Below are 23,537 nucleotides of genomic sequence, written 5' to 3' on the forward strand. Positions count from 1 at the left end.
GTATTCTGTTGAATTTTTTCTGGAGAAACAACCATGACCATTTCAATGTATCAAGCTTTAGTACCAGTATCTATTCGCACACTAAGTAACCTTGTAGGTATTTTGGAAAAAGGTGCTGCCTATGCGGAAACCAAAAAAATAGATGCTTCCGTGTTGGTTAATAGTCGTCTAGCCCCAGATATGTTTCCCTTATCAAGACAAATACAAATTGCCTCTGACATAGCAAAGAGAGGTGCCGCACAACTAGCAGGAGTAGAAGCACCTAAGTATGAGGACAATGAAACTACATTTCCCGAACTTATTGACCGCTTGAAGAAAACTATCTCTTATTTAGATACATTAAAACCAGAGCAAATTGACGGTTCTGAAGAGAAAACAATTACCCTTCAGATGCCTAACAACACTTTATCTTTTCAAGGATTGCCATTTCTCCTATATTTTGTGTTACCAAACCTTTATTTCCATGTCACAACAGCATATGACATTCTCCGCCACTGCGGTGTAGAACTTGGCAAACAAGACTACCTTGGTAAGCCTTAAATACGCAACATCTTTATTGTTTTTTCCCTCTTAATCATAGGTTATTGGTAAAAACCTACCTGACTATTGATTGCACCCTACACCCAACTCCAAGAAGCGATCGCACCAATACTGTAGTGCTAGCATGATTGCAAAGGACACAGTTGTTGTTAGGGTGGGGAAGTGCGATCGCGCTTATAGTTCGACTACAAAATGTGCAAATTTCATAGTTAGTGCAGCACTTGAAAATGCAGTTATTTTTTACAAAGTTTTGGGAAACATAAACATATATACCCATGAACTTTAACGATGAACTTTAAATTAACTGCAATAAGTACATTTGCTCTTGCTGCTATATCTATTGTAAATCCAGCGCTTGCTCAAGAAATAACCAACTCTCAGTATCAAGCTGGAGAGTTTACCATCACTCTGGGAAGCGATGACTCCTATCAGGGATGCGATCACCGCAATCGCTGCATTAAACTTTATGGCTCACAATCTGTACGTGATGACGGATACAGGGGTAAGCTCTGGTTTAATGGCGAGTATACCGACGCGGTGTCCTGGCGTGATGGTGGAGGGAAAAATATGCGTTTGAATATTCTCAAAGGCGATCGCCGTATTTTTAGCAGTGAACTTGTGCCAATAGAGAAGGTTGAATTGAAGTGGTTAATCGAGTGTAATGTCACAGGAATTCAAACAGGACAACTTGCAGTGCGCATTTCTCCTGGAGGCAAATCAAGGGCAGGATTAAATAATGGAAATCAGGTTCGTGTTATTCGTGAGCAAGCAAATTGGGCTTATGTAGAAGTTGAACGGGGTCCAAATTCCCAAGTGACTGGATTGCAGGGGTGGGTAAATTCAAATTATTTGCGTTGTACCAAGGAGCCAATTGATTAATAACAAAAATGGAAGTGCATTATCCTCTGGGATCACGCCAACATCATGCAGCAAGTCAACGATCTGCACTTTGTCAGTTTCGATGTCCTTTTTGCCAAAGAAGACAGAGTCTATATAAGATATACTGCCCAAGGAAGCTACAGCTGTGCTACTCATGGGAATACCGAGGCTACTGGGAAGAATGCACGGTAGACGGCAAGTGCGTTATTCAAGGATTAGGATGGGAAGCTGGCTGAGTTCCTGTGCGGACACCGAACAAGTTGTCGATGTGGGAACAGTTGGGATGGTCAGTGGAGGAGTGCAAGACATCAGTAGTTTGAGGTTTTGGTTGGGGTGTGGGGGAGTGCGATCGCTCAACATGACTCACTTTTGTGTGAGAAGCAGCCTAATTAACCCACAGTTGTTAAGCACCTGCTGCTGAGAAGTGCGTAAACACAGCGCAGCTTGTCGTAAAACATTGCATCCGGCAGTTGGGTAACAAAATTTATGAGGAGTTTGAACTCACTCATGTAGCTGTAGTGAAGACGTTGTTGTGAGGAATAACTCTGTTATTCCGCCTCTCAACTAAGCAGGAGTGAATACTGATTTTTCTCAAACAAAAGTATAATAATCAACAATTAATACGTACTATTTAGCGTATTATGTTATGTATAGTTAGTTTTACCAGGGGCAAAGTAGCCTTAAAAGGAAAGAAATTACCTCATATAAATGCCTAACAAGCTGCTGTAGCTCTATATGCGCTTCTCGCTCTACCAAATAAAGCTATGTATAATTTATTTAAGCCAACTAGTAAAAAGTAGTTAATTATGCTGAAAAGACTCTTCAGATTTTTTGTTTGCTCTGCGCTGGTGTTTCTTCTGCTTTTTCATTCAGTAACGCCTGTTGTCGCTTTACCCCTGTTTTCCTCCTTCGCAATGGTTCAGCCTGCTGCGTCCTCACATTTAGCCTTCTGGCCTCTCGTCATTAAGTTGCTTGAAGGATTAGGATTGGCTGCTGAGTCCGCTGTAGCTGAAGTGACTGCTGCTGAGGTTGCTGCTGCTGCCTCTGAAGTTACTGCTACCGAAGCTGCTGAAGCTGCAACATTCAGAGCCGTTGCTGGAACTGCAAATGGTATTGAAGTTGCTCTCGCAGGTAGCTTGAAGATAGACGCTGCTACACTAAGGAATGCTTTAAATGTGGGTGGGTTTGTGGGAGCAGATTTGACTGCTCGTGTGCTTTACAATGTCTACACAAAATATCAGGAACACAGACAAGCTGCAGGTATGCCCTTGAATCCCTGTAAACCAATTATTATTCGTCCCGAAGGTAGTGATAAGAGTTTTAGCATCTATGATTCTGAGGCTTGTCCATCAATTCCACAGGAATAGTAGCCCAAACCTCAGAAGGTAATTACCTCTTATAATTCGGCTTTGGATATCTGAGCTAGGAAGGGGTAAGAATACGAGATTATTTTGTTCGGGTGCTTACGCCTACTTTACCTCCACAATATACATTGCCAATGCCATCGACTCCTCAGGGTATGTCGCCTCGCTCTTACTATCGGTATTAGTAATGTTGAGGTTATGATTGGAATCTAGGTGCGATCGCCATGTTGGTTTTCCCAAGAGTCAAAGTGCGATCGCGATGCTGGGTTTCTCAAAAACTAAAAAGTGCATCCCCTCTATTTTCAATCAATTGCTAATAGCGCCTCGCAATTACCTTGTGGAGAGCAAACTGCTTCCATGTCTACGTAGTCTATGTATACGTTACTGTAATACTCTTCTATCTTTTTTGAGAACTCAGCATCCATAAAATTGAGTAAAAAATCTGATATTGATGTACAAATAGAATAGATATTTTTTGGATTAATACGATTAGAATGAGCGCATAGCTCACCATGAGCAAATATGTGTCGAATCGAAGCAGAAATGTGAGCAATATTCGTACTATTACAATTTATACATTTACTTAACTTAGGTTTTAGCTTGTCATTTACTCTTTCATAAAGAAAATTGTATAGTAACTTTTTTTTGTCTTTTTCTATAAATTCTTGAATAACTTTTTCTGGGTTATAAGGAGTCATAAGAGAACCGAGGGTATCTAGCTTAAGCGAGTTAATCTCCATAAACAGTTCTAAAGCCGAATGTGTTAAGAAGACTAGAAAAAAAGCGTCATAACCAGAAGTTGTTTCTTGCGAATACCCTTGAAGATTGATTCCTCTAAAGTTTTTAGCAAGCCTTACTCTACTAGCAAACCGATTAATGTCACCTGTGCTTATATGAGATCCAAATCCAATATCAGATGGACGATGATCTAGTTTGCGAAGCTTATGAAATTTATCATATCCAAGTAATTCAAACATTCTCTTCCTCATATTTACACTACACGCGTAGGTTAAAAGAGCGCAAATAATATGTCATTTGCCATATTTTCACTACGTATTAGCCCCAGTACTATCCGGAAACGTACGGAAGTTTTTTTTATTTACTTGTAAAAAATTATGAATTATACAAAGCGTAAGTAGAAATACAAAACAAGTAATAATAATGACAGAGGTTAACTAGCAAGCTCTGCTATATGAAGATGTAATCATGGGATGGATTCGCTCTTATTTAGACCGAGAGCTTCAACAGACGCCTGACTTTTTTGAGATGCATTCAGAACTGCTTTCCTTAAAGGAACAGATTGCCATAATCCAAAACGAACTGATGGGAAAATCTGCCGCTTGAGAGAATCCTCCTCTAGTCTTTTGAACGCACTTGTTATGATACAGTTGCCCACATACTTGAGAGTTTTGGGTGTGCCGTAAGCAATTACTCCTGTAACCCACACCAAAAATTTCATACTTCTGATCATGTCATGACAACTTATCGTTCGATTTTTTTGTTCAATATTTTATGCTTATTATTTGTTGTTGCTTTGATTGTATATGCCAAAAAATTTGAGCCATCAGTAGCTGGTTTATTTCTACCACCTCGTTCCCCACAATACCCGACTGCTGGTTTATTAACACATACTTTCCAGTTATTGTGTTGTATACCGGCATTAGTTTGTGCTTTTAGTTATGCGTTGCTCAAAAAAATTAAACCTCAAAATCCAAATAATAAGTTTATTCTATTTTCTACACTTTTGACTACAGGTTTTCTAATTAACGAAATATATAGAATTCATATAATTTTTCTCTATTTTGGTGTAGACAAGCTAGTAACTATCCTGGTTTACGCTACCTTAGCCCTCTCCTATGGAATAGCTTTTCGGCAAAGAATAAAATCAACGCCATACCTTATACTCTTGATTGGCATAAGCTTATTGTTCATCGCTATTACGGTAGACTCAATGCACTTGAAAGGTAATGTAACACCAAGTTTACTAGAAGGAATTCCTAAATTGTTTAGCGGACTTAATGTTGCACTTTATTTTTGGTGTGTCTGCTATAGGGAGGTAATACAAGCTTTGAAATAAATTTTTTCAAGGAACCGGTTGCCATCAAGGGATGTGCAATTGTGAATAGTACGAGATCGCGCTCACCACTGTGTCGTACAATCATGATTTTGAACGCTATTCGCTCAGGACTAGTAAAAAAAATGCCACTTTGTACTAGTGCGATCGCAATTTGTGTGTTACACTCAGCAAGCGTACTTTGCGCCCTTGAGATTTTCTTTATAAATCACCTTGAGATCATAGTGAATACATTAAATAAATAGGAGAAACATTCTCGTGAAAGAAAGCCTGATTAGTATCTCAAAACCTGCCCCAAAACCTCTCCCACAAGAGGAATCTGAACTACCATCAAATTTGACAGAACCAGAAGAGGTTAGCATGAGCGAAGAATTACCAGAACCAGAACCAACATACATCTCCCAACCAGCTTCTATGAGTTTTGCCAACAATCATTCTAGCGGTTGGAAAGTATCAGACATTTTACGAGAAATAAGACTGGATAATTTTGACATGGGTGGTCCAGATTAAGCAATGTAGTGGTTAACTGTTGACTGATAACCGTTGACAGTCAACAGTCACAACATATAACGTGCATTATTATATATGTAACAACTAATTGTTCTCATTAGTAATCTCTAAACATAGAAATGCTGGGTAAAACTAAAAGCAAGCTGATTGTCATCACTGGTGTCAGTCGGGGTTTAGGTTACGCGCTGACTGAGCGATTTATAAATGAGGGGCATACAGTTATTGGTTGCGCTCGTTCAACACAAGCCGTAGAAAAATTAAGCCAATTTGGTTCACCTCATAGCTTTTCCACAGTAGATGTAGCATCGGAGCAACAAGTCAAAGCTTGGGCTAAAAGTGTACTCAACCAATACCAACCACCAGACTTGCTAATTAATAATGCAGCAATCATTAATCAGCCCGCACCACTGTGGCAAATTCCAACTGAAAAACTTTCCCAATTAATCGATATCAACATCAAAGGAGTTATTCATACAATTCACCACTTTGTACCTGCAATGGTAGAAAAGCAAAGTGGCATTATAATTAACTTAAGCTCCGGTTGGGGACGTTCGACTTCTGGTATGGTTGCTTCTTACTGTGCCTCCAAGTGGGCAATTGAAGGCTTAACTCGCTCCTTAGCACAAGAATTACCAGTCGGTATGGCTGCTATTCCTCTCAATCCAGGCATTATTCACACTGATATGTTAGAAATTTGCTTTGGAGAAGAAGCTGCCTCTTACACACCACTAACTGAATGGGTAAACAAAGCAGTTCCCTTCATACTCCAATTAACACCAAAAGATAACGGTGTACCCCTAACAGTTCCCAATTGAGCGATTAATCGCGTCTGTCAGAATTTTTCTGACTAGCCAACGCTATTAACGATATCCCAATTGGCAAAGACACTTTACACTCAAAATCCAATACAGATTCTAATACTCTTGTCGTCAGCGACTGTTGTTGTAGTTCACCAATGGGATAAGCTTGACGTAATGCCCGACTATAAAGCAAAGCAACAGGAATAAGACTGGCAGCAAAGAAACGACACTTATCTAAATTAAAGTTAACAGATAATTTATCGATTAATTCTTGGCGATGATAGCGTCGATAATGCCCAAGCATTTCATCGTGATAACCAAATAGCCATTGTAAAGCTGGTACAGATATACATATTAATCCATTTGGTTTAAGTAGATCTGAAAGCTTTTGCATTGCTGCTCGGTCATCTTCAATATGTTCTAAAACATCGTTGGAAACAATAATATCGTATTTTTCTGTTGCTGTATATTCTTCAATTGTGCTATGATAAATATTGAGATTCGTAATATCATGCTCTAGTTTCAAGTTTTGGGAAAGTCTAATCGCTTCAACATCCACATCCAAAGCATCCACTTGCCAAGTTGAATTCTGCGACAGCAAGATGTTCATCTCTCCAGAACCACATCCGGCATTTAATACTCGTAGATTTGGGGTTTTGGGCAACCATGACATCACAATTTTGTACTTAGTTAAAGTATAGCGATCGCTTGCCCTTGCCAAATAATCAGCCAGTTTATAATCTCTATCTTCTGCTGTTTGCATATTCTTTCAAGCAAATAAACTCCCCTTGACATTTTAACCAAGTTAAATAATCTTGCAACCGCTCAACCATTTGCTGACCAGAATATTTAGTGATATACTTTGGTAAGTGAAAGTTGCTAATATCTGTAAATTCCCAAGGATGGAAATACAAATTTATGTAACGGTCTTTTTCCAGAGTTAGCCGAGAAGCTAATTTAATTAAAGATAAGGGAAAGTTCTTAAAACTTAACCAAAATAGGGGAAACCTAAACAACGGCGTTACCGACACAGGAATATTCATTAAATTATTTGACACATAAACAGTTCGAGGTTGGAAAAAGTTATTATATCTTCCAGGTATATAAGTAGGATTCATAGACGAGTTATACTTATATCCAGCTAGAGCTATTTCTGTGTCATCAACTTGCTTGAGTCTTGGCATCCTAAAACCTACCACTTCTTGGTTAATGATTTCTGCCAAAGTTTGCCGTGACTTCTGTAAATCTTCTAATTTAAACTCAGAGTGATAGAAACCGTGAGAAGCAACTTCGTGTTTTTGCGAAATTTGCTGAATTATGGCTTTGTGATGGATGGCAAAATTTGCGGTGACGAAAAACGTCACTTTGATGTTGAGTTTCTCTAAAATGCAAAGAACTTCTTTCAATCCTTGGTAAGAAACAGCAAATTTTACAGTTTCGTCAACGTTTTCCCCGTATTCCTCAGGAATATCAAACTCTTCTAAATCAAAACTTAATAGAATCAGTTTATTCATACCTCTTTTCTATCGTATCATTATATTTGATTTGCAATAAATTAAACAACATCTCTAACGAATGCTTAAATAAATTCACTGTAGATTTTTTATACAAATGCTTCTTAGAAACTACAGCAGGAATTTCGCTGATAGTATATCCTCTTTTATTAGCCAAATAGAGTAACTCTACATCAAAGGCAAAACCTGGAATCATTTGGGTTTTAAACAAGTCTTGTGCTACAGATTTTTTGAATCCTTTGATGCCGGCTTGCATGTCAGTGAATTTCAAGTTTAAAACTTTTCTGGAGATAATATTAAATATTCTCCCTGCCAGTATTCTGATTAAACTGAAACCATTGCTTCTTTGTGAGGTGAGATTTCTACAACCAATAACAACATCATATTCTGCTAGCTTAGCTACTATTACATCAAGATGGTCTAAAGAGTATGCTAAATCCCCATCTATAAAACAGATATACTCACTATTAGCATATAATACTCCAGTTTTTACCGCATATCCTTTGCCACGACGAGTTTGATAGGAGATTAAGGAAACCTGACTACTATTTAACACGTCAATATGATGTTCTAGAATTTCTCTAGTTCCATCAGTTGAACCATCGTCTACAAAGATAAAATTATAAAAACTTCTATTTATAGCAAATCTAGCAACTGATGTAAAGGTATTGACAATACATTTTGACTCATTATAAACTGGCACAATTATCGAAATTGTGTTCATTCTTTTCATCCACTCCACACACACACAGTACATCGAACTGCTAATCACATTAGCGTATTTGACTACCGATATGTGATGAGAAAATATACTTTTCGATAAATTTTTTAAGTAAGGGCGAACAACCATTCGCTCCTACAATTTGCCTTACTCCTGACTCCCATCTCCTGACTCCTGACTCCTGACTCCTGTCTTAAAACCCAGAAAAAGAATATTACTGTAGAGACTACTTGGCATCGACACCACAACTGGATACAAACCAGCAGTACGAATAGCTTGTATCGACTCTTCTGCGTCCATGAAAAATATACCAGATCCTTGAGTAGGACCAAACTTAGTCATTAGCCATTCTTGAGCATAAGTGATAGCATACTTCCACCGGGGCTGGTGGCTGTGAGTTTTCCATACTAATACGCCATTTGGTTTGAGAGCATTGGCGATGTTTGTCAAGATGACACGTTGAGTTTGAGGAGGGATGAGGTACATCATATCTGCTATGGTAATAGCATCATAGGAACCACAGCATAAAGCCGCGTCGCCAATTTCAAATTTGATATTACTTCGGTTAGCGATGGTACGTTGTGCGGCAGAGATTTTTTTCGCATCAATATCTATGCCCAGTACCTGCCGCTTCTGGCTGCTAATAGCTAGTAGGTTACTTAATAAACCATGCCCACAACCTAAATCCAGAATCGTGCCTTCCTGAGGGACATAACTCTCTAACAGATATAAATTGCTCAGCAGTAAACGAATACGTATATATAGGCGATCGCTCAGTGGGAGAGAATCGTACAGTGATACTAGAGTGCGGTGAATATTATCAATCACTTTTCTTAGTAAGTTCCATAAACCAACCGGGTGGATTAATGGGAATTGTTACCTTAGTTCCTATCGGTGCGGCAACAAACTTTTGGGAATAGCCTTGGAAATCCAAGTCAGCAAATTTAGGATATTGCCAGTCTACTATAACACCAACAATCATTGTCACCAAAGCAATTTTAGCAGTTAATCGTAGTTTGCTTGGTCTTTTTGCACCTAAAAACCAAGTTAATATAGTCACAAAAGTCAACATGGGGATAAACCAATAACGTCCCCCAGCACCAGGAAGCCAAAGCTCCTGCCATTGAGGTAAGGTGCTGCTGACTACTGGTGAGAGAAGAGATATACTCAGAACTCCGGTAGCAAAGATAGTAAAAAGTCGAAGTTCTAAACTAGCTTTGAGTAGGCAGTAAATAACCAAGCCAATTCCGGCGACAGTAACTAAGGTTGATATAACGATGCTTCCTGGAAGATAATTGATTAATCTACCACTTCTGTGTCCAAGTATTGCACCCAAGAAAACTTGAGCAGCAAGAATTTTGGCAAACAACTCTGGTGTTGCGCCCAAAGTTGTCGAAAAACGGTTGTGCCAATTGAGTAAAATAGCTGTTGCCTGGACTGTAGCAGTTAATAAAAGACCTAAAAATAGGATAAATGTCCACCGCCTACGCCGCAACCACCAATATAATGCAGCAATGGGAGCTAGTATTACCGAGAAAGGACTACTCAAACCAGCAAGCAAAATCACTCCAATGTCAAAAGCTTGCCAGACAATTAGACTACTCGGCGTAGCTAACACAACCATGCAGGCTAGCAATGCTAAGAACCAGTGAACATTAGTAATGTTACCATGAATCTCGTGAGAGTTGGGTAAAGCTAAATACAAAAGTGCCAGGAACAATCTAGTTTGAAGACTGGGGATTAACTGCGCAAAGCGTACAGAAGCAATCAGATTAACTGGTAAAATTTTAATTGCGATCGCCGTCAAGTTGAATAACTTGGGTGCCCATACTAGTGGTAGAAATTGAGCGACAGCACCACAAAGCCGGGAAATAGTTTGTAAATAACCGCTTTTGGGCAAAAAAAGGGAATTTAGAATTCCAATATTATAAGCCTCAGCATACCAAAACTTGCCATCTTCTGCCCAAAATTGGGCATGGAAAACTGCATCTACTCTTCGAGAAATCAGAATTACCAAAGCAGTAATAAAAATGAAAACTTGAAAACGCAAACCAACATTTAGCTTCATGTGATGTTTATCTATTCTTTCTAATCAACTGCCACGCATTAAAATTGTATCCATCTGATTAAGAGTGTCGCATCATAAAAGTACATATTTACCAAAAGCGTACCTGCATCTAAATTTTCTATTATTTTATTTAAAGCTAGGTAATAAAAATATGTCAGAACAAATCAAAAATCAGGAAAATATTGCCGACATCATTAATCCTCTAGCGAAAGAGTGTAAATCTGAGGTAAAGTAACTAAAAAGCATTTTGTTTGCTTAATAGTTCTTGGATTTGTTGGCGATTAACTTTTCCTTGTTCATTAATAGGTATTTCTTTGATTTCTAGCCATAATTTGGGGATTTTGAAATGAGCTATTTTATCAACCATTGCCTGTCGTATGTCTTGAGAAGAAATATCCGAATTTATCGGCACGTAAACAGCACTAATAATTTGTCCCCAATAGTTATCTGCTTTACCAATTACAAACACATCTGTAACTAAACCAGTGGCTCTAATAGCGGTTTCTATTTCGCTGGGGAAAACATTTTCTCCACCAGTAATGATTTTATCGCTACTACGTCCAATTATCTGAAGAGCAGCTTTTTCATCTAAAAAACCAACATCATCAGGATAAAAAACACCATGTTCAGAAAATAGTTCAGGATAATAGCCAAGCGCCAACGAGGGACTATAAATAGCAATACGACCTATTTGTTGAGAATCTAAAGACTTTCCCTTTTCATCATAAATTTTAATGTCTATATGAGGCAAAATTTGATAACTACCGTTTGTGCCATTTAAAAAGCTTTCTGGCTTGAGAGTAGCAATCTGTGAAGCAGTTTCAGTCATTCCGTAAGCAGGCGCAAGTCTGATGTGATAAAATCTCGCTTTCTCCAAAAGTTCAGACCAAGCAGGTGCGCCACCAAGTAAAACGGTAGAACATTGAGATAACCAAGATGCTATATGAAAATTACTCAGTATACTTTGTAATTGCGTAGGTACTAAAGATATAAAAAATTCCTGTGGGGCAAAATTAGCTAGTTTCCCTATTTTCAGTTCTTTAAAAGGCAAAATCAATAATTGACCACCAGATGAAAAAGTACGCATGAATTGCATTAAACCGCTAACATGGTGTAGCGGTAGCACACATATAGAGTTTACTTCGCTAAGTTGGAAATACTCTCGGAAACCTTCTACTGATGCCATCAGAGTCTGCCAAGTGTGCATCGCAAAGCGAATTCTTCCTGATGAACCACCTGTAGGAATCATAATTAAAGTACTTGCTTGATTCAATGTCTGGTTGACTGGTTGACTGAGATGATCACGATGATGCGATCGCCAACTTACATGATACTGTTGAGCGCATTCACAATTACCCAATACTAAATCGGGTGCAACCAAATCGAAGACTTGTTGCCATTCAAACAAACCCCAAGCTGGATTACCTAAAAAAACATGATGACCTCTTGAGTAAGCAGCGATAAAACCCGCAAGAAAGAGAATTGGATCTGGCTCTACTAGTAATATTTTCTGTGGAATAGGATTGTCTAACTTTTGGTAAAAATTTTCAGTTAAAGTAAAAAAATCTAAAGGTTCATAACCTAAAAGCCAATTTTCTTGAGAGCGTTTTCTTAATTGTTCTATAGGTGTTTTCATATATATTTCAGTTGGTTTTTAAGCAATAATATCACTAAATTCATTAGATTTATTTAGGACAGTGAGTACAAAATCATCACAAGCAATTCTAAATTATATCTGCAAAGCGTGTGATACCGACTATCACAAGGCAGCCAATTTAATTAAAGCCACTCGTCAAGTTTCAAAGCAAGCGGCTTTAACAAGTGCGATAGAGCGAACTTGAGCGAATGGGTTTAATTATTCACGGCGAATTTACTGTAACTTAATCAGATTACTCAAATCCTCGACAAATCTGGCATCAATCGGCGTACAGTTGCAGGTGGTTTATCCTGTCCAACTGGTTTGGCTGTAGTGGATGACTCCACTGTCTTAGTTACAGAGTTTCTGGGCAATCAACTCTCGCGAATCAACCTGACAACTGGAGAGCGTCAAGTGATTGCTTCAAATTTATCCTCTCCTGAGGGCGTTGCTTACCATCCTCACGGAATCGCAGTAGTTGCTGAGACTGGGACGCAAAGTGTCAAAGCTATTGATATTGACACTGGTAGAAGTGTGATTTTGAAGAAGAATTTACCAATTGGCTTTGAGGGTTTTCCCAGCGGACCAAAACCTTTTATTTTCACAAGAGTTGCGATCGCAAAGGATACAGTTTACATCACTGGTGACGCTGACAATTCTATTCGTACAGTCAAGCTTGACAATGCATTAAGGATTTTTCCAGAACAATGATGCTCTAATTAATGATGTAGTCTTCAATGGATTCGATTCGCTACCCCCCGTAAAGTTCTAGCAGCTTAAGTGAGAGGAGATCATCTCACATCTGGGAACAATAATAAAACAACATGAGGGTAGATAATTGGAACAGGAAAGGGCATATTGGCTGGCTTGGGCGCAAATTACTGGCATCGGTCCAGTATCATTGCAGAAGATGCAACAACATTTTGGCACGTTGGCAGCAGCATGGCAAGCGCCAAAAGCTGAGTTGGCACAAGTAGAGGGTATAGGTTTTCAAACTCTGGCGAAGGTGGTGCAGGAGCGATCGCAAATCCTTCCCGAACAATTTCTCACTCAACACCAGCAGGAAAACCCTTATTTTTGGACTCCCGCAGATGCAGACTATCCCCGCTTGCTGCTAGAAACTCCCAGTCCACCTGCCGTATTATATTATCAAGGTCAAGTAGAACTGCAAGAGAATTTGGGACAAAAACCCCAAGTTGCGATTGTGGGGACACGTCAACCCACAGAATATGGTATCAGATGGACTCGTCAAATTAGCACAGCTTTGGCAAAAAATGGTTTTACAGTTGTTTCTGGCTTAGCTCAGGGAATAGACACTGAAAGCCACGCGGCTACTCTCAAAACTGGGGGAAGAACAATCGCTGTTTTAGGTACAGGTGTAGATGTAGTCTATCCACCCCAAAATCAAAAGCTTTACCAACAGATTTTAACACAAGGATTGGTGGTAAGTGAGTTTCCCGCACATACACCACCCGATCGCACACACTTTCCCCGACGCAACCGCATTATCGCCGGGTTGAGTCGTGCAGTACTGGTAATAGAAGCACCAATCAAATCCGGTGCTTTAATTACCGCTAATTATGCCAATGAATTCGGGCGAGATGTTTATGCATTACCAGGAAGATTAGACGACAATTCTTCCCTTGGGTGTTTAAAATTAATTAGTCAAGGGGCGGCAATGATTGTGAGGGAATTAGACGAACTGTTAAAGATGCTTGGTGCAATACCACAACTTGATTTTATCACCCCACCACAGCCACAGCCTTCAAAGTTACCAGAGCAACTGCAACAGGTAATGGATGCACTTACGCTCGAATCTCTCCCTTTCGATTTTATTGTTCAACAAACTGGCATGGCTGCAAGCTCAGTTTCCAGTGCTTTGTTGCAGTTAGAATTAATGGGTTTAGTCTCTCAACTACCAGGAATGCGTTATCAGAAAAGTTAAACTAGATAAGATATACTTTTGACAATCATGACCCAGTATTCCTTTGAATACACAGCAGAAAAAATAGGGAACTCCACTATTGTACATGCGGACTGTTTCTCTTTCTTAAGTCAACTAGCAGAAAACAGCATTCATGCAGTAGTTACAGATCCTCCTTATGGTGTGAAAGAATATGATTTTGACCAGCTAGTAAAAAGAGCAAATGGGAATTGTGGTATTTGGAGAATTCCACCATCGTTTGATGGGCATCAACGTGCCCCTTTACCACGATTTACCGCACTGACGAGTAAAGAACGTCAAGTTTTGAAAAATTTCTTTGTAGAATGGGCTACGCTAGTAGTGCGTGTACTTCGCCCTGGTGGTCATGTTTTTATATTTAGTTGTATTTTATACACAAAATATAATAAGTATTGTACAGTTTATAACTGCTTTAAATACGTATTCTCAATATCTACAGTAGTTTAACCTTTGCTATACGGTTGTTTTACACCGTGGTGATAAGATACACAGATTTAACGATCTGGGAAGCAAATGCTTAAGCCACAAAAAAACCAACGATAATCAGCCAAGATTAAAAAACCTACTCGTGGACTGCACCGAAAGTAGACGCCCGAAACAACCTTGAGGAGATATCAGTACGCTCGATTCCGAGCAAACGTGTTGAGCCTGGGAACCCTAGAAGTAGGGATATTAGGGCTGAAAAGTCTTAAGATTCTTTAACCCTTTTAGGGCAGAGAGTGTCAAGGTAGATGCTTGTGTATTAAAGTAGATGCCCTGAGCAGACAAACTGTATTAGTAGATACGACCCTTTAACTTAAAAACTTTGTAAGTAGCAATAAATACTTGCTGCGTTAGTTTTGTCTTCTACATCTATTTATATAAAAGTTGTAGTCTCCTCTTTCTCTATCTGAAGGAAGGGCGTGACTACAACTTTAGAGGTAATATTTTTATCACTAGCTAACTCTGCTACTCTACCAATGCCACAGCATTGGGATCGGTTGCCAAACGACCATCTTCCATGTAGATAATGTGATCGGCGATATCCAGAATCCGGTTATCGTGAGTGACCAACAAAATTGTACAGCCATGTTCTTTAGCAAGGCGTTGCATCAAATCTACCACATCACGACCGGATTTTTTATCAAGTGCTGCTGTAGGTTCATCGGCAAGGACAATTTTCGGTTCCGCAACCAATGCACGAGCAATAGCCACCCGTTGTTTTTGTCCTCCAGACAAATCATCAGGATAATAATTGAGACGATGCCCCAATCCTACCTGCTCCAACATAGCACTAGAACGAGTCAACATCTGTTCTGGAGTAATATGTTTGTGCAACTCCAAACCCATCCTCACATTTTGTAAAGCCGTCAAACTACCATGCAAGTTATGTGCTTGAAAGATATAACCGTGATTGCGCCGCGCCAAAGTTAATTCTGCTGCACTAGCTTTGCACAACTCTCGTCCCAATACACGCAAACTACCAGATTGAGCAGAACGCAACCCACCTACCAACGTTAGCAGAGTAGTTTTGCCAGAACCAGAAGGTCCCGTCATAATAATAATCTCACCTGCATAAATATCTAAATTAATATCAAATAAAACTTGCTTACGCAATTGACCTTGCCCAAAGAAATGGTCAAGACTCTTAACAGAAATTACAGGCTCCATAAAATTGTTAATTGTTAATTGTTAATTGCGCTATTAGCCAGTCTTCCATTAGCTAAAACATATCCGCCGGATCGGCAGCTTGGAGCTTGCGAGTAGCGATCGCTCCAGAAATCACACACATAGCGATCGTCAGCACCAACACAAGCAAAGCTCGTGCTAAAGTCATATATATAGGTAAATTTGTCGCACTCTTCGCCAGATGATAAAGTCCCAAAGGTACAATCGTTCCAGGAATAAAGCCTAGAAATGCCAGAATCAGTGCTTCTTCAAAAATTACCCCTAGCAGATAGATATTTTGATATCCCATTGCTTTGAAAGTAGCGTACTCCTTCATGTGAGAATTCACATCAGTAGAAAGAACTTGATAAACAATAATAATCCCGACAATAAACCCCATCGATACACCTAAACCAAAGATAAAGCCAATTGGACTTTCTGTCTGCCAGTATTTTTCCTCAAACTTGATAAATTCCTGGTGAGTAAAAACTTTAACATCCTTTGGCAAGTAGTTTTTTAACGCTGTTGCTACCTGCTCTGCATCATAACCTGGTTCAAGATGAATTAAACCCAGATTAATACTAGCTGCCTCTCGTCTAGGAAAGAGCCTTAAAAAATTCTCATCGCTAGTAATTAAGTTACCGTCAGCCCCAAAGGAAGTCCCCAAACTAAACAAGCCACCGATAGTGATGGTATGGTTTTCTATTTCTGTGGTAACAGTCTTACCCTGTTCAACTTGAGCAAGAGCAATTTTATAATCTCCTTTAGAACCACGATCAAATAAGAAAGTATTTGCTAGCTTAATCTGATCTAACTGTTGACTAACTTCTGGTAAAGTAAAACTTGGTTGGTCAGGATTGACTCCCATCACCTGAATAGAAGTTTCCTTACGGGTTTGGGGATTTTTCCAAGTAATCATGTTGACGTACATTGCTTCTGCTGACTTCACTCCCGATATGGAGGATGCTTGATACAGTCGCCGTCGGGAAAATGTAGATAAATTCTGCATATTACGAGCCTTGGGACTGACAAGAACAATATCTGTATGCAAAACTCGGTTAAGACGAGTATTACTGTCATACAGTGCGTTTTGAAAACCAAGCTGCATAAACATGAGAACATCGGCAAAGGCTATGCCAGATAATGCTACTAACAAACGATTTCTTTCATGATTTAATTGCAGCCATCCTAAAGGTGTTCGTCGCTGCAGTTGCTGGATGAATTTAATCATAATTAATTTTAGATTTTGGTAGCGTGGAGACGCCCCACCGGGGCGTCTCTACAGTTCGATTGCTGCTTTGACTTGTAAATTGGTGAATCTGGCGGCTTTCTGACTTGATGGTTGATCGAGTCGGATATGAACTTCTACTACTCTGGCGTCAATGTTTGTACTAGGATCGGAGTTGACTACGCTTTGTCGTTGCACCTGCAAGCCTAGTCGATCAACTTTTCCCTGTAATTCACTAGGTAGAGAATCGCTGAAGATTCGCACTTGCTGCCCAAGACGAACTTTGCTCACATCACTTTCGTAAACTTCTGCAACTACATACATTTGATTGGTTTGCCCAATCTCGACGATCCCATCACTTGACACTACCTCCCCAGAGCGTGTATGTATATCTAATACTTGACCGTCTTGAGGCGATCGCACGTAAGCTTGTTCTAAATTTTTCTTTGCTTGGTTTACTTCTGCTCTGGCGTTGTTCACTTCTGATGAAGCTATCTGTACATCTACTGGGCGTACCTCGGATATTTGTTGCAAAGTTGATTGTGCTTGATTAACTTGCTTGCCACCAGTGGCGTTAATGCGGATGAGTACTACTTGGGCTTCGCTGATTTGTTTGCTACTGGTAGTATCTATCCGAGTGAGTATTGCCTTGGCTTCCCTTACTTGTTGTGTGGCAGTGTCTAAACTTAGGCGCTTGCTGTCAAAGGAAGATTTTGAAATTGCACCTTCAGAATATAGCTGCTGATGGCGTTGATATTCTGCTTGGGCATTTTTTAACTCTGCTTCTAGTTTGCTAATAGTTGCTTGTTGGGCTATTTTGTCACCTTGCCATTGTGCTTTTAGTCTTTTAATGACTTCCTCTTGAGCTGTTTTCTCACCCAGCCATTGTGCTTTCTCTCTGTCAACTGTGGCTTTTTGGGCATTAATTTCACCTTTTTTTGCGCCGGAAAGAACTTTTGCTAAGTTCGCTTGCTTGACTTTTACTTGTTCTTGTGCTTTAACGACGGCAGCTTCAAGACGATCTTTACTATCAAGAATTGCCAGCGCCTGCCCTGCTTTTACCTCCTGCCCTTCTTTGACTAACAATTTTTCTACTCGATTCTCTTGACTAGACGTGGGCGCAGAAACTTTGATTACTTCTCCAAGCGGTTCTATCCTGCCCAAGGCTACCACTTTTGTTACTTTTGGTATGCTGGGGACTGTTTGAGTCACTTTCGACTGCTGTGATTGGTAATGCCTCTGGGTAATTACTCCACCAATGGCTAGAGTTGTCGCGATCGCCAGTACAATTAGTTGGCGCGAATTCGGTTTGAATGATACAGGACTGTGAGCTATATTTGTGCGCACCATAAAATGCCTCCTATGAGACATGAGTAAACTAGTTAGTTTAGTTGCTTTCTTCTAAACTAAACTGTACAGTACAATATGTCAAGTACTCAAAGTAAAAGCAAGAAGAAAAATGACGGATAACCTAGAGCGGCAATCAGACGAAAAAGTCGAAGCCATCCTAGCAGGTGCGATGCGAGAGTTTTTGACACATGGTTATGCGGCGACAACAATGGATCGAGTGACAGCAGCAGCCGGGGTGTCTAAAGCAACGGTATACAGCTACTTTCAAGACAAGGAAGGATTATTTACAGCACTAATTAAGAAGTTAGCAAGAGAAAAGTGCTATGCAGTATTTAAACAGAACCAAGCACAAAAAGTGCCAGCGTCTATTGTTTTGCGCCAGTTCGCAGCGAAGATGTTAGACAATATTCTTGAGGATCAACAACTGGTGCTACCGTTCATGCGTTTGATTATTGGCGAATCTGGGCGCTTTCCAGAGTTAGCGCGAGCTTTTGTGGAAAACCTGGAAAAATCATCCTTAGAGGATCTCAGTCAATTCCTGGCTTCTTGCACTGAACTTAATATTAGCGATCCACAAGCTACAGCGCGAATCTTTGTCGGCACGTTAGTACATTTTATCCTCGTCCAAGAAGTACTACATGGTAAAGACATTGTACCAATGGAACGCGATCGCCTGATTGACAATTTGATTAATTTGATTGTTGTCAATGATCCAACGCTACAATTAGATCAATTTTCCGGTACAAAGCAAAAATCGCTCAGGCGTAACCGTGACGATTCAGGTAAATTTGAGCCAGATGATCACTCCTGTCCTAAACGTCTAAGATCGATTAGACTTACAGATACAGCCTGGGAGAATTTAGCGGCGATCGCTGCTAAACACAAGCTTAGTCGAACAGAGGTGATTGAAATCTTCGCTCGCGATGGTGAACTAAGTTAAGTTTTTTGTATATACATGGTCAGAGCTAGAAAAAGCCGTTTGCTCTCATCTACTCAAAGAACTTTTACTCATTTAGTATATACATGGCTTAATTACCAGATTTTTTATGTTGACGTAACTGTTCAACTATGTAGTCTTCCAATTCTTGCCTTTCGCGCCGACTGGCATTTTTTTGATAATTTCTACCTGTTTCGAGAATAAACTTACGTTTTTCACTTTGAGAACCCTTAAGACCTTTTTGTAAGTTCTCCCATGTTTTCTCACCCATAGATTCACCGACTTTGATCAGTGTCTTAGTCAGTAATCTTTTTGCCTCTTCACGAAAATCCTCTTCTGTGTCAAGGGAGGCTAAATCTACATTCTCAAGGTCGATACTAATTTGAAATTTGCTCATTGGATTGTAGTAGTAACTAATATTGAAGGGCGCATGAACCAGAGGCGAACGCTCGCGTCTGGTACGGTTGCATTCGCCATAATAGCACCCTCTGTGTGAGTAAACTGCCTAACAATATCCCCCAATTGGATGAGTAAGTATTGAAAGTCTTAACGAGATGGCGGTTGGGGAATCAAAGTTGGGCTGGGGAGCTTAAGTCCTCCATTCACTCCTGGTTGTAGAAACGTCCCACTAGGACTAACCGTGTTACTTTTAGTGGTGATGCGTGTGCCATCTTGATAGTAATAAGTGGTAACGCCGTTGCCATTATTAATGGTATTGGTCGGATAAACATCACCTTGAGGTGTGCTAATTCTGCCATTTTGATAAATACGTGTCCCAGAAGGATAATTAGTAACGCTGCCCACACCTCTGGGCGAAGAGTTAGTATTATTTTGCGCCCATACTATTTGAGGTGTGAAATAACTGATACCTAATGCAGCCACCCCGGCGATGAGGAAGATGTATCTAGTTGCACCCTTTTCGACGATCATAAAAGCTCTCCTGTGTAGAAATAATAGCAAAAGCTAGCTACGATCAATTGTTACATTTCTTTTTATAACTCGGCTTGCAGCCAAAAGATCAATAATTGTAAGCGATCGCAAGTGATGACAGCAGATGAGATAGAATCTGCGTAGTTCAACTCAAGCCATGGAAATCGCTTAAAGTAAAAATGAAGAAGAAAGCTCTCGATGCTTTCCACGGCTTTGTCATAATTACCTATAATTTTATTAAATATGGATATATCTCTGATGAATCGGCTAATCGAAAGTATCCACCAAGAGCTGCTTCCTGGATTACAAATCGAGAGTGTCGATCCCCATAACCCAGTCAAAGTCCACCATGTCCCCCACCCTTGGCGGCTTTTGGGAGCAGGGAACTACGCAGCAGTAGTTTGTCACCCAGACTTCCCAGAGCAAGTGGTAAAGATTTATGCACCGGGACGTCCAGGCTTTGAGGAAGAAGTGGAAGTATACCGTCGCTTGGGTTCTCACCCTGCTTTCTCTGAGTGTTTTTATGCCAAAGATGGCTTCTTAATCTTGAAGCGGTTGCGGGGAGTGACTCTTTACGACTCTATGCACAAAGGTTTGCGTATTCCAAAGCAAGTGATTCGAGACATCGACGCTGCTTTAGACTATGCCCGTGCGCGGGATCTCTACCCTCATGATGTCCACGGTAAAAATGTTATGATGTTTGAAGGTAGGGGACTAGTCGTAGACATCTCTGACTTCCTTCACCAAGAGAAATGCTCAAAGTGGGATGACTTGAAGAAGGCATACTACTGGCTGTACCAACCTATTTTATCTCCTTTGCGGTTACGAGTACCCTACTTTCTCTTAGATGTTGTCCGGTGGACTTATCGCTTCTTGAATTCAATCAAAAACACCTGTCTGCGACTAGTTGGATTTCGCTTCAACAAGTTGTCGCAAAGGAATCATCGGTGATTTGACTTTTTACGCCTGCAAGTTATGCGACAAAACGCGATCGCAGACTTTGTTTCGCTTGCCACTTTTTACGCCTGTGTTATATTTGTAGCGGGATAGTTACAAAGTTACAAAGCTATGGTTCAGGTTCTGTATGCCTGACTGGTGCGCCAACATCTGGTATGAGCGTATATCGCCGAGTGCTTTGAACTATATCGTTTGATTAGCTCAGTCAGGTAGAGCAATCGACTCTTAATCGATATGTCACAGGTTCAACTCCTGTATCAATCACCCAGAAAGTTAGCTCACTGGTAGAGCAATCGACTCATAATCGATTGGTTGTAGGTTCGATTCCTATACTTTCCACCAACCCTGTCCGGGTTAAAAGACACTACCCTGTCACGGTAGCCAATTGTGGTTCGGGAGAAATCCCATCTTTCAAACTCTGTCATGCAGGTGTCATATCACAGTAAAGAAGCTAGCGCAACTGTATCTCTCCCTAACTTGAGTATGTCCTTCGTTTTCCACATCCGGTTTCTCTACGGGGATTCACCGATGGGCAAGCCGAACGGCATATTTGAGGGCTGTTTACTTTTTTTGGATTGCTCAAGGGTAATCTATTGAAGAGTGGCAGCACTCTTAATCCAGTTAAGGAGAAGCTTTTGCCCGCAACTTCCAGGTAAACACTTGCACTGGCAGAATAAAAAAATATGTTGTAGTATATATATTACAGATAATAGGTACTAGGCACACTAGATATCTCCAAAAAACAATGTAGAGACGTTCCATGGAACGTCTCTACAAGGATTGCCGACTAGATTTTAGCTACCGAAGTTACAAATATTTTTATCAAAAATTCTCAGTTGGTTACGCTTGCCCAAATTATCTATGTGGAAAACCTTTTATATTAAACCTAACGAAATCGGAATCTTATATCACCGCAGTGACTTTAAGAAAATTTTGCAGCCCGGTACATATACTTATCTGGGTTGGCATTGGCAAGTAAAAACCTACGATCTCAACCAACCAGAGGCTCAGATTGAAAACCTAGAACTGTTGTTGCGAAATCACTCGGCAGAATTACAACAATATTTATTGATTGTCAGAACCGCATTCAATCAAGCTGCTTTAGTACGCTGGGGTCAAAATTGGGTAAGCGTTGCACCAAATCAATTGCGAGCTTTTTGGCGTGGTTTTATTGAGGTGGAATCTTATCTGTTCAACTTGGAAGAAAGCTTGGAATTGCCGACTGAATTTGTGCAGCAAGTGTACTCAGTTGCATTGCACGGACTGAAAAAGTTCCAAATCTCAGAGTATGAGATTGGAATGCTTTCCGTGCAAAATAATTTTGTTCGACCTTTAGAACCAGGAGAGTATGCTTTTTGGTCTTTTGATAGGAATGTGACAATACGGACTCTCAGCCGTATTATGCCCAACCCAGACTTTCCTTTGGAAGATGTACTAATTGAAAAACATCCTGACTTTGTTACTGCCTACTGTGAACAAGTACAATTACTGAGTCCGCAAGTTGCAATTGTGCGGTATCGGGGTAAAGTGATTTCTATTTTGCCACCTACAAGCCGCAAGCTGTTTTGGCAGGGTGTTGAGGTGGAAGTTATCGACATCAGCACTGATGCCAAGTTACAGCCTCCTTTAGTAGCTGAATTGGTTTCGGGAGCGCAAGAAGTTGTATTGCTGAGTCGTCACTGTTTGCATATTAGAGAAGTACCCGCACAGCACGTTGGACTACTGTACGTTAACCAAGAGTTTCAAGCACAACTTGAGCCAGGAGTACATGCTTGGTGGTTATTCGGACGCTCTTTTCAAACCGAAATCATCGATCTCCGACTGCAAAGTATGGAAGTAACCGGTCAAGACATCCTCTCCAAAGATAAAGTACCTCTACGTTTGAATTTAACGGCTGGGTTCCGCATTCAAGATCCATTGAGGGCAAAAAACGGGTTGTCAGACATTTCTGGTTTCTTGTACAAAGAGTTACAGTTTGCTTTACGTGGTGCAGTTGGTGAAAAAAGCTTGGATTCGTTATTAGAGGATAAGGGCGCAATTGATAGAAGTATCTCTGAATACATTCGTCAGAAAACCGTAGATTATGGAATTGAAGTAGATTCTGTAGGGGTTAAAGATATTATTTTACCTGGCGAGATTAAGACTATCTTGAGTAAGGTAGTTGAGGCAGAAAAAGCCGCTCAAGCAAACGTAGTCAGACGTAGAGAAGAAACCGCCGCTACCCGCAGTATGTTGAATACTGCGAAAGTGATGGAGGATAATCCTGTCGCTTTACGTTTGAAGGAACTCGAAGTTTTAGAACGAATTGCGGAGAGGATTGACAAAATTCAGGTGAATGGGAGTTTGGATAGTGTTTTGACAGACTTGATTCGCATGAATCGACAGTAGAGACGTTCCACCGGAACGTCTCTACAGAATC

At 40.2% G+C, this 23,537-nt stretch carries 27 protein-coding genes and 2 tRNA genes; 15 read left to right on the plus strand and 14 right to left on the minus strand.

Translation table 11 applies throughout. The features are described from left to right. Positions 1-33 precede the first annotated feature (33 nt). From ICL16_RS17760 to ICL16_RS17775, 4 genes are all read left to right on the plus strand, one after another. Positions 34-540, plus strand: coding sequence for a DUF1993 domain-containing protein (locus ICL16_RS17760; protein WP_190830167.1), 507 nt, complete (start codon positions 34-36; stop codon positions 538-540). A gap of 288 nt (positions 541-828) precedes the next feature. Further along, on the plus strand, positions 829-1,419 hold the full coding sequence (locus tag ICL16_RS17765) for an SH3 domain-containing protein (protein WP_190830169.1): 591 nt from the start codon (positions 829-831) through the stop codon (positions 1,417-1,419). Positions 1,420-1,573: 154 nt separating this feature from the next. Further along, complete coding sequence (locus tag ICL16_RS17770) at positions 1,574-1,840, plus strand: hypothetical protein (RefSeq protein ID WP_190830171.1); 267 nt, start codon at positions 1,574-1,576, stop codon at positions 1,838-1,840. Positions 1,841-2,333: 493 nt separating this feature from the next. Continuing rightward, a complete protein-coding gene (locus ICL16_RS17775) occupies positions 2,334-2,786 on the plus strand; it encodes a hypothetical protein (protein WP_190830173.1) in 453 nt (150 codons plus the stop codon). Between the two features lie 102 nt (positions 2,787-2,888). On the opposite strand, the gene ICL16_RS46835 is transcribed toward ICL16_RS17775, so the two are convergent. The 3 genes from ICL16_RS46835 to ICL16_RS17785 all read right to left on the minus strand — a co-directional run bounded on the left by ICL16_RS46835 (position 2,889) and on the right by ICL16_RS17785 (position 4,242). Next, complete coding sequence (locus tag ICL16_RS46835) at positions 2,889-3,023, minus strand: hypothetical protein (protein ID WP_273038929.1); 135 nt, start codon at positions 3,021-3,023, stop codon at positions 2,889-2,891. 62 nt (positions 3,024-3,085) lie between these two features. Then, positions 3,086-3,760, minus strand: a complete 675-nt coding sequence (locus ICL16_RS17780; RefSeq protein ID WP_190830175.1) for a hypothetical protein — start codon at positions 3,758-3,760, stop codon at positions 3,086-3,088. Between the two features lie 227 nt (positions 3,761-3,987). After that, positions 3,988-4,242: a hypothetical protein gene (locus ICL16_RS17785; RefSeq protein ID WP_238360821.1), complete on the minus strand. Its 255-nt coding sequence runs from the start codon at positions 4,240-4,242 to the stop codon at positions 3,988-3,990. Between the two features lie 15 nt (positions 4,243-4,257). Here ICL16_RS17785 and ICL16_RS17790 point away from each other — a divergent pair, with 15 nt between their 5' ends. From ICL16_RS17790 to ICL16_RS17800, 3 genes are all read left to right on the plus strand, one after another. Then, positions 4,258-4,860 carry a hypothetical protein gene (locus ICL16_RS17790; protein ID WP_190830179.1) on the plus strand — a complete coding sequence of 201 codons (603 nt, stop codon included), beginning with the start codon at positions 4,258-4,260 and terminating at the stop codon, positions 4,858-4,860. 255 nt (positions 4,861-5,115) lie between these two features. Then, positions 5,116-5,367 (plus strand): hypothetical protein, encoded by a 252-nt coding sequence (locus ICL16_RS17795; protein WP_190830181.1) that lies wholly within the window; start codon positions 5,116-5,118, stop codon positions 5,365-5,367. A 119-nt stretch (positions 5,368-5,486) separates the two neighbouring features. Next, positions 5,487-6,182 (plus strand): SDR family oxidoreductase, encoded by a 696-nt coding sequence (locus ICL16_RS17800; RefSeq protein WP_190830183.1) that lies wholly within the window; start codon positions 5,487-5,489, stop codon positions 6,180-6,182. Positions 6,183-6,186: 4 nt separating this feature from the next. On the opposite strand, the gene ICL16_RS17805 is transcribed toward ICL16_RS17800, so the two are convergent. The 6 genes from ICL16_RS17805 to ICL16_RS17830 form a co-directional block, all read right to left on the minus strand. After that, positions 6,187-6,930: a class I SAM-dependent methyltransferase gene (locus ICL16_RS17805; RefSeq protein ID WP_190830185.1), complete on the minus strand. Its 744-nt coding sequence runs from the start codon at positions 6,928-6,930 to the stop codon at positions 6,187-6,189. Further along, positions 6,911-7,681, minus strand: a complete 771-nt coding sequence (locus tag ICL16_RS17810; protein ID WP_190830187.1) for a polysaccharide deacetylase family protein — start codon at positions 7,679-7,681, stop codon at positions 6,911-6,913. Before ICL16_RS17810 ends, ICL16_RS17805 begins: the two co-directional genes overlap by 20 nt. Beyond that, positions 7,674-8,405: a glycosyltransferase gene (locus ICL16_RS17815; RefSeq protein ID WP_190830189.1), complete on the minus strand. Its 732-nt coding sequence runs from the start codon at positions 8,403-8,405 to the stop codon at positions 7,674-7,676. The genes ICL16_RS17810 and ICL16_RS17815 overlap by 8 nt, the downstream gene beginning before the upstream one ends. A 144-nt stretch (positions 8,406-8,549) precedes the next feature. After that, the gene (locus ICL16_RS17820) at positions 8,550-9,230 is read right to left on the minus strand and encodes a methyltransferase domain-containing protein (RefSeq protein ID WP_190830191.1); all 681 of its coding nucleotides are present in this window, start codon (positions 9,228-9,230) and stop codon (positions 8,550-8,552) included. After that, entirely contained in the window at positions 9,223-10,470 is a 1,248-nt protein-coding gene (locus ICL16_RS17825) for a hypothetical protein (RefSeq protein ID WP_190830193.1), read from the minus strand. Before ICL16_RS17825 ends, ICL16_RS17820 begins: the two co-directional genes overlap by 8 nt. 235 nt (positions 10,471-10,705) lie before the next feature. Beyond that, positions 10,706-12,106, minus strand: a complete 1,401-nt coding sequence (locus tag ICL16_RS17830; protein WP_190830195.1) for a 2-succinylbenzoate--CoA ligase — start codon at positions 12,104-12,106, stop codon at positions 10,706-10,708. A 333-nt stretch (positions 12,107-12,439) separates the two neighbouring features. On the opposite strand from ICL16_RS17830, the gene ICL16_RS17835 reads away from it, so the two are divergent. The 3 genes from ICL16_RS17835 (at position 12,440) to ICL16_RS17845 (ending at position 14,516) form a co-directional block, all read left to right on the plus strand. Next, positions 12,440-12,817, plus strand: coding sequence for an NHL repeat-containing protein (locus ICL16_RS17835; RefSeq protein ID WP_190830197.1), 378 nt, complete (start codon positions 12,440-12,442; stop codon positions 12,815-12,817). Positions 12,818-12,944: 127 nt separating this feature from the next. Further along, entirely contained in the window at positions 12,945-14,051 is a 1,107-nt protein-coding gene (gene dprA, locus ICL16_RS17840; protein WP_190830199.1) for a DNA-processing protein DprA, read from the plus strand. Positions 14,052-14,078: 27 nt separating this feature from the next. Next, on the plus strand, positions 14,079-14,516 hold the full coding sequence (locus ICL16_RS17845; protein WP_190830202.1) for a site-specific DNA-methyltransferase: 438 nt from the start codon (positions 14,079-14,081) through the stop codon (positions 14,514-14,516). 501 nt (positions 14,517-15,017) lie between these two features. On the opposite strand, the gene ICL16_RS17850 is transcribed toward ICL16_RS17845, so the two are convergent. From ICL16_RS17850 to ICL16_RS17860, 3 genes are read right to left on the minus strand one after another with little or no spacing between them, the layout of a single operon-like run. After that, positions 15,018-15,719, minus strand: a complete 702-nt coding sequence (locus ICL16_RS17850) for a DevA family ABC transporter ATP-binding protein (RefSeq protein WP_190830203.1) — start codon at positions 15,717-15,719, stop codon at positions 15,018-15,020. A gap of 52 nt (positions 15,720-15,771) precedes the next feature. After that, positions 15,772-16,947 carry an ABC transporter permease DevC gene (devC, locus tag ICL16_RS17855; protein ID WP_190830205.1) on the minus strand — a complete coding sequence of 392 codons (1,176 nt, stop codon included), beginning with the start codon at positions 16,945-16,947 and terminating at the stop codon, positions 15,772-15,774. A gap of 48 nt (positions 16,948-16,995) precedes the next feature. Next, a complete protein-coding gene (locus tag ICL16_RS17860) occupies positions 16,996-18,294 on the minus strand; it encodes an ABC exporter membrane fusion protein (protein ID WP_190830207.1) in 1,299 nt (432 codons plus the stop codon). 109 nt (positions 18,295-18,403) lie between these two features. Here ICL16_RS17860 and ICL16_RS17865 point away from each other — a divergent pair, with 109 nt between their 5' ends. Beyond that, the gene (locus tag ICL16_RS17865) at positions 18,404-19,234 is read left to right on the plus strand and encodes a TetR/AcrR family transcriptional regulator (RefSeq protein WP_190830210.1); all 831 of its coding nucleotides are present in this window, start codon (positions 18,404-18,406) and stop codon (positions 19,232-19,234) included. 88 nt (positions 19,235-19,322) lie between these two features. On the opposite strand, the gene ICL16_RS17870 is transcribed toward ICL16_RS17865, so the two are convergent. Then, entirely contained in the window at positions 19,323-19,628 is a 306-nt protein-coding gene (locus ICL16_RS17870) for a hypothetical protein (RefSeq protein ID WP_190830212.1), read from the minus strand. Positions 19,629-19,777: 149 nt separating this feature from the next. Continuing rightward, complete coding sequence (locus ICL16_RS17875) at positions 19,778-20,161, minus strand: hypothetical protein (protein WP_190830213.1); 384 nt, start codon at positions 20,159-20,161, stop codon at positions 19,778-19,780. Between the two features lie 243 nt (positions 20,162-20,404). On the opposite strand from ICL16_RS17875, the gene ICL16_RS17880 reads away from it, so the two are divergent. From ICL16_RS17880 to ICL16_RS17895, 4 genes are all read left to right on the plus strand, one after another. Beyond that, positions 20,405-21,112 (plus strand): serine/threonine protein kinase, encoded by a 708-nt coding sequence (locus ICL16_RS17880; RefSeq protein WP_190830215.1) that lies wholly within the window; start codon positions 20,405-20,407, stop codon positions 21,110-21,112. A 196-nt stretch (positions 21,113-21,308) separates the two neighbouring features. Then, positions 21,309-21,382 (plus strand) — tRNA-Lys (locus tag ICL16_RS17885). Positions 21,383-21,385: 3 nt separating this feature from the next. Then, positions 21,386-21,460, plus strand: a tRNA-Ile gene (locus tag ICL16_RS17890). A 519-nt stretch (positions 21,461-21,979) separates the two neighbouring features. Continuing rightward, positions 21,980-23,506 (plus strand): slipin family protein, encoded by a 1,527-nt coding sequence (locus ICL16_RS17895; RefSeq protein ID WP_190830217.1) that lies wholly within the window; start codon positions 21,980-21,982, stop codon positions 23,504-23,506. Positions 23,507-23,537 lie beyond the last annotated feature (31 nt).

Source organism: Iningainema tapete BLCC-T55 (assembly GCF_014698965.1).
In the GTDB taxonomy this organism is placed as follows: domain Bacteria; phylum Cyanobacteriota; class Cyanobacteriia; order Cyanobacteriales; family Nostocaceae; genus Iningainema; species Iningainema tapete.

Coding starts and splice junctions, on each gene's coding strand:
- ICL16_RS17765 (WP_190830169.1), top strand. CDS start 829: ATGAACTTTAAATTAACTGCAATAAGTACATTTGCTCTTGCTGCTATA.
- ICL16_RS17800 (WP_190830183.1), top strand. CDS start 5,487: ATGCTGGGTAAAACTAAAAGCAAGCTGATTGTCATCACTGGTGTCAGT.
- ICL16_RS17780 (WP_190830175.1), bottom strand. CDS start 3,760: ATGTTTGAATTACTTGGATATGATAAATTTCATAAGCTTCGCAAACTA.
- ICL16_RS17785 (WP_238360821.1), bottom strand. CDS start 4,242: ATGAAATTTTTGGTGTGGGTTACAGGAGTAATTGCTTACGGCACACCC.
- ICL16_RS17810 (WP_190830187.1), bottom strand. CDS start 7,681: ATGAATAAACTGATTCTATTAAGTTTTGATTTAGAAGAGTTTGATATT.
- ICL16_RS17880 (WP_190830215.1), top strand. CDS start 20,405: ATGGATATATCTCTGATGAATCGGCTAATCGAAAGTATCCACCAAGAG.
- ICL16_RS17775 (WP_190830173.1), top strand. CDS start 2,334: ATGGTTCAGCCTGCTGCGTCCTCACATTTAGCCTTCTGGCCTCTCGTC.
- ICL16_RS17770 (WP_190830171.1), top strand. CDS start 1,574: ATGGGAATACCGAGGCTACTGGGAAGAATGCACGGTAGACGGCAAGTG.
- ICL16_RS17870 (WP_190830212.1), bottom strand. CDS start 19,628: ATGAGCAAATTTCAAATTAGTATCGACCTTGAGAATGTAGATTTAGCC.
- ICL16_RS17830 (WP_190830195.1), bottom strand. CDS start 12,106: ATGAAAACACCTATAGAACAATTAAGAAAACGCTCTCAAGAAAATTGG.
- ICL16_RS17760 (WP_190830167.1), top strand. CDS start 34: ATGACCATTTCAATGTATCAAGCTTTAGTACCAGTATCTATTCGCACA.
- ICL16_RS17845 (WP_190830202.1), top strand. CDS start 14,079: ATGACCCAGTATTCCTTTGAATACACAGCAGAAAAAATAGGGAACTCC.
- ICL16_RS17815 (WP_190830189.1), bottom strand. CDS start 8,405: ATGAACACAATTTCGATAATTGTGCCAGTTTATAATGAGTCAAAATGT.
- ICL16_RS17865 (WP_190830210.1), top strand. CDS start 18,404: ATGACGGATAACCTAGAGCGGCAATCAGACGAAAAAGTCGAAGCCATC.
- ICL16_RS17790 (WP_190830179.1), top strand. CDS start 4,258: ATGACAACTTATCGTTCGATTTTTTTGTTCAATATTTTATGCTTATTA.
- ICL16_RS17850 (WP_190830203.1), bottom strand. CDS start 15,719: ATGGAGCCTGTAATTTCTGTTAAGAGTCTTGACCATTTCTTTGGGCAA.
- ICL16_RS17860 (WP_190830207.1), bottom strand. CDS start 18,294: ATGGTGCGCACAAATATAGCTCACAGTCCTGTATCATTCAAACCGAAT.
- ICL16_RS17805 (WP_190830185.1), bottom strand. CDS start 6,930: ATGCAAACAGCAGAAGATAGAGATTATAAACTGGCTGATTATTTGGCA.
- devC (WP_190830205.1), bottom strand. CDS start 16,947: ATGATTAAATTCATCCAGCAACTGCAGCGACGAACACCTTTAGGATGG.
- ICL16_RS17825 (WP_190830193.1), bottom strand. CDS start 10,470: ATGAAGCTAAATGTTGGTTTGCGTTTTCAAGTTTTCATTTTTATTACT.
- ICL16_RS17875 (WP_190830213.1), bottom strand. CDS start 20,161: ATGATCGTCGAAAAGGGTGCAACTAGATACATCTTCCTCATCGCCGGG.
- ICL16_RS17895 (WP_190830217.1), top strand. CDS start 21,980: ATGTGGAAAACCTTTTATATTAAACCTAACGAAATCGGAATCTTATAT.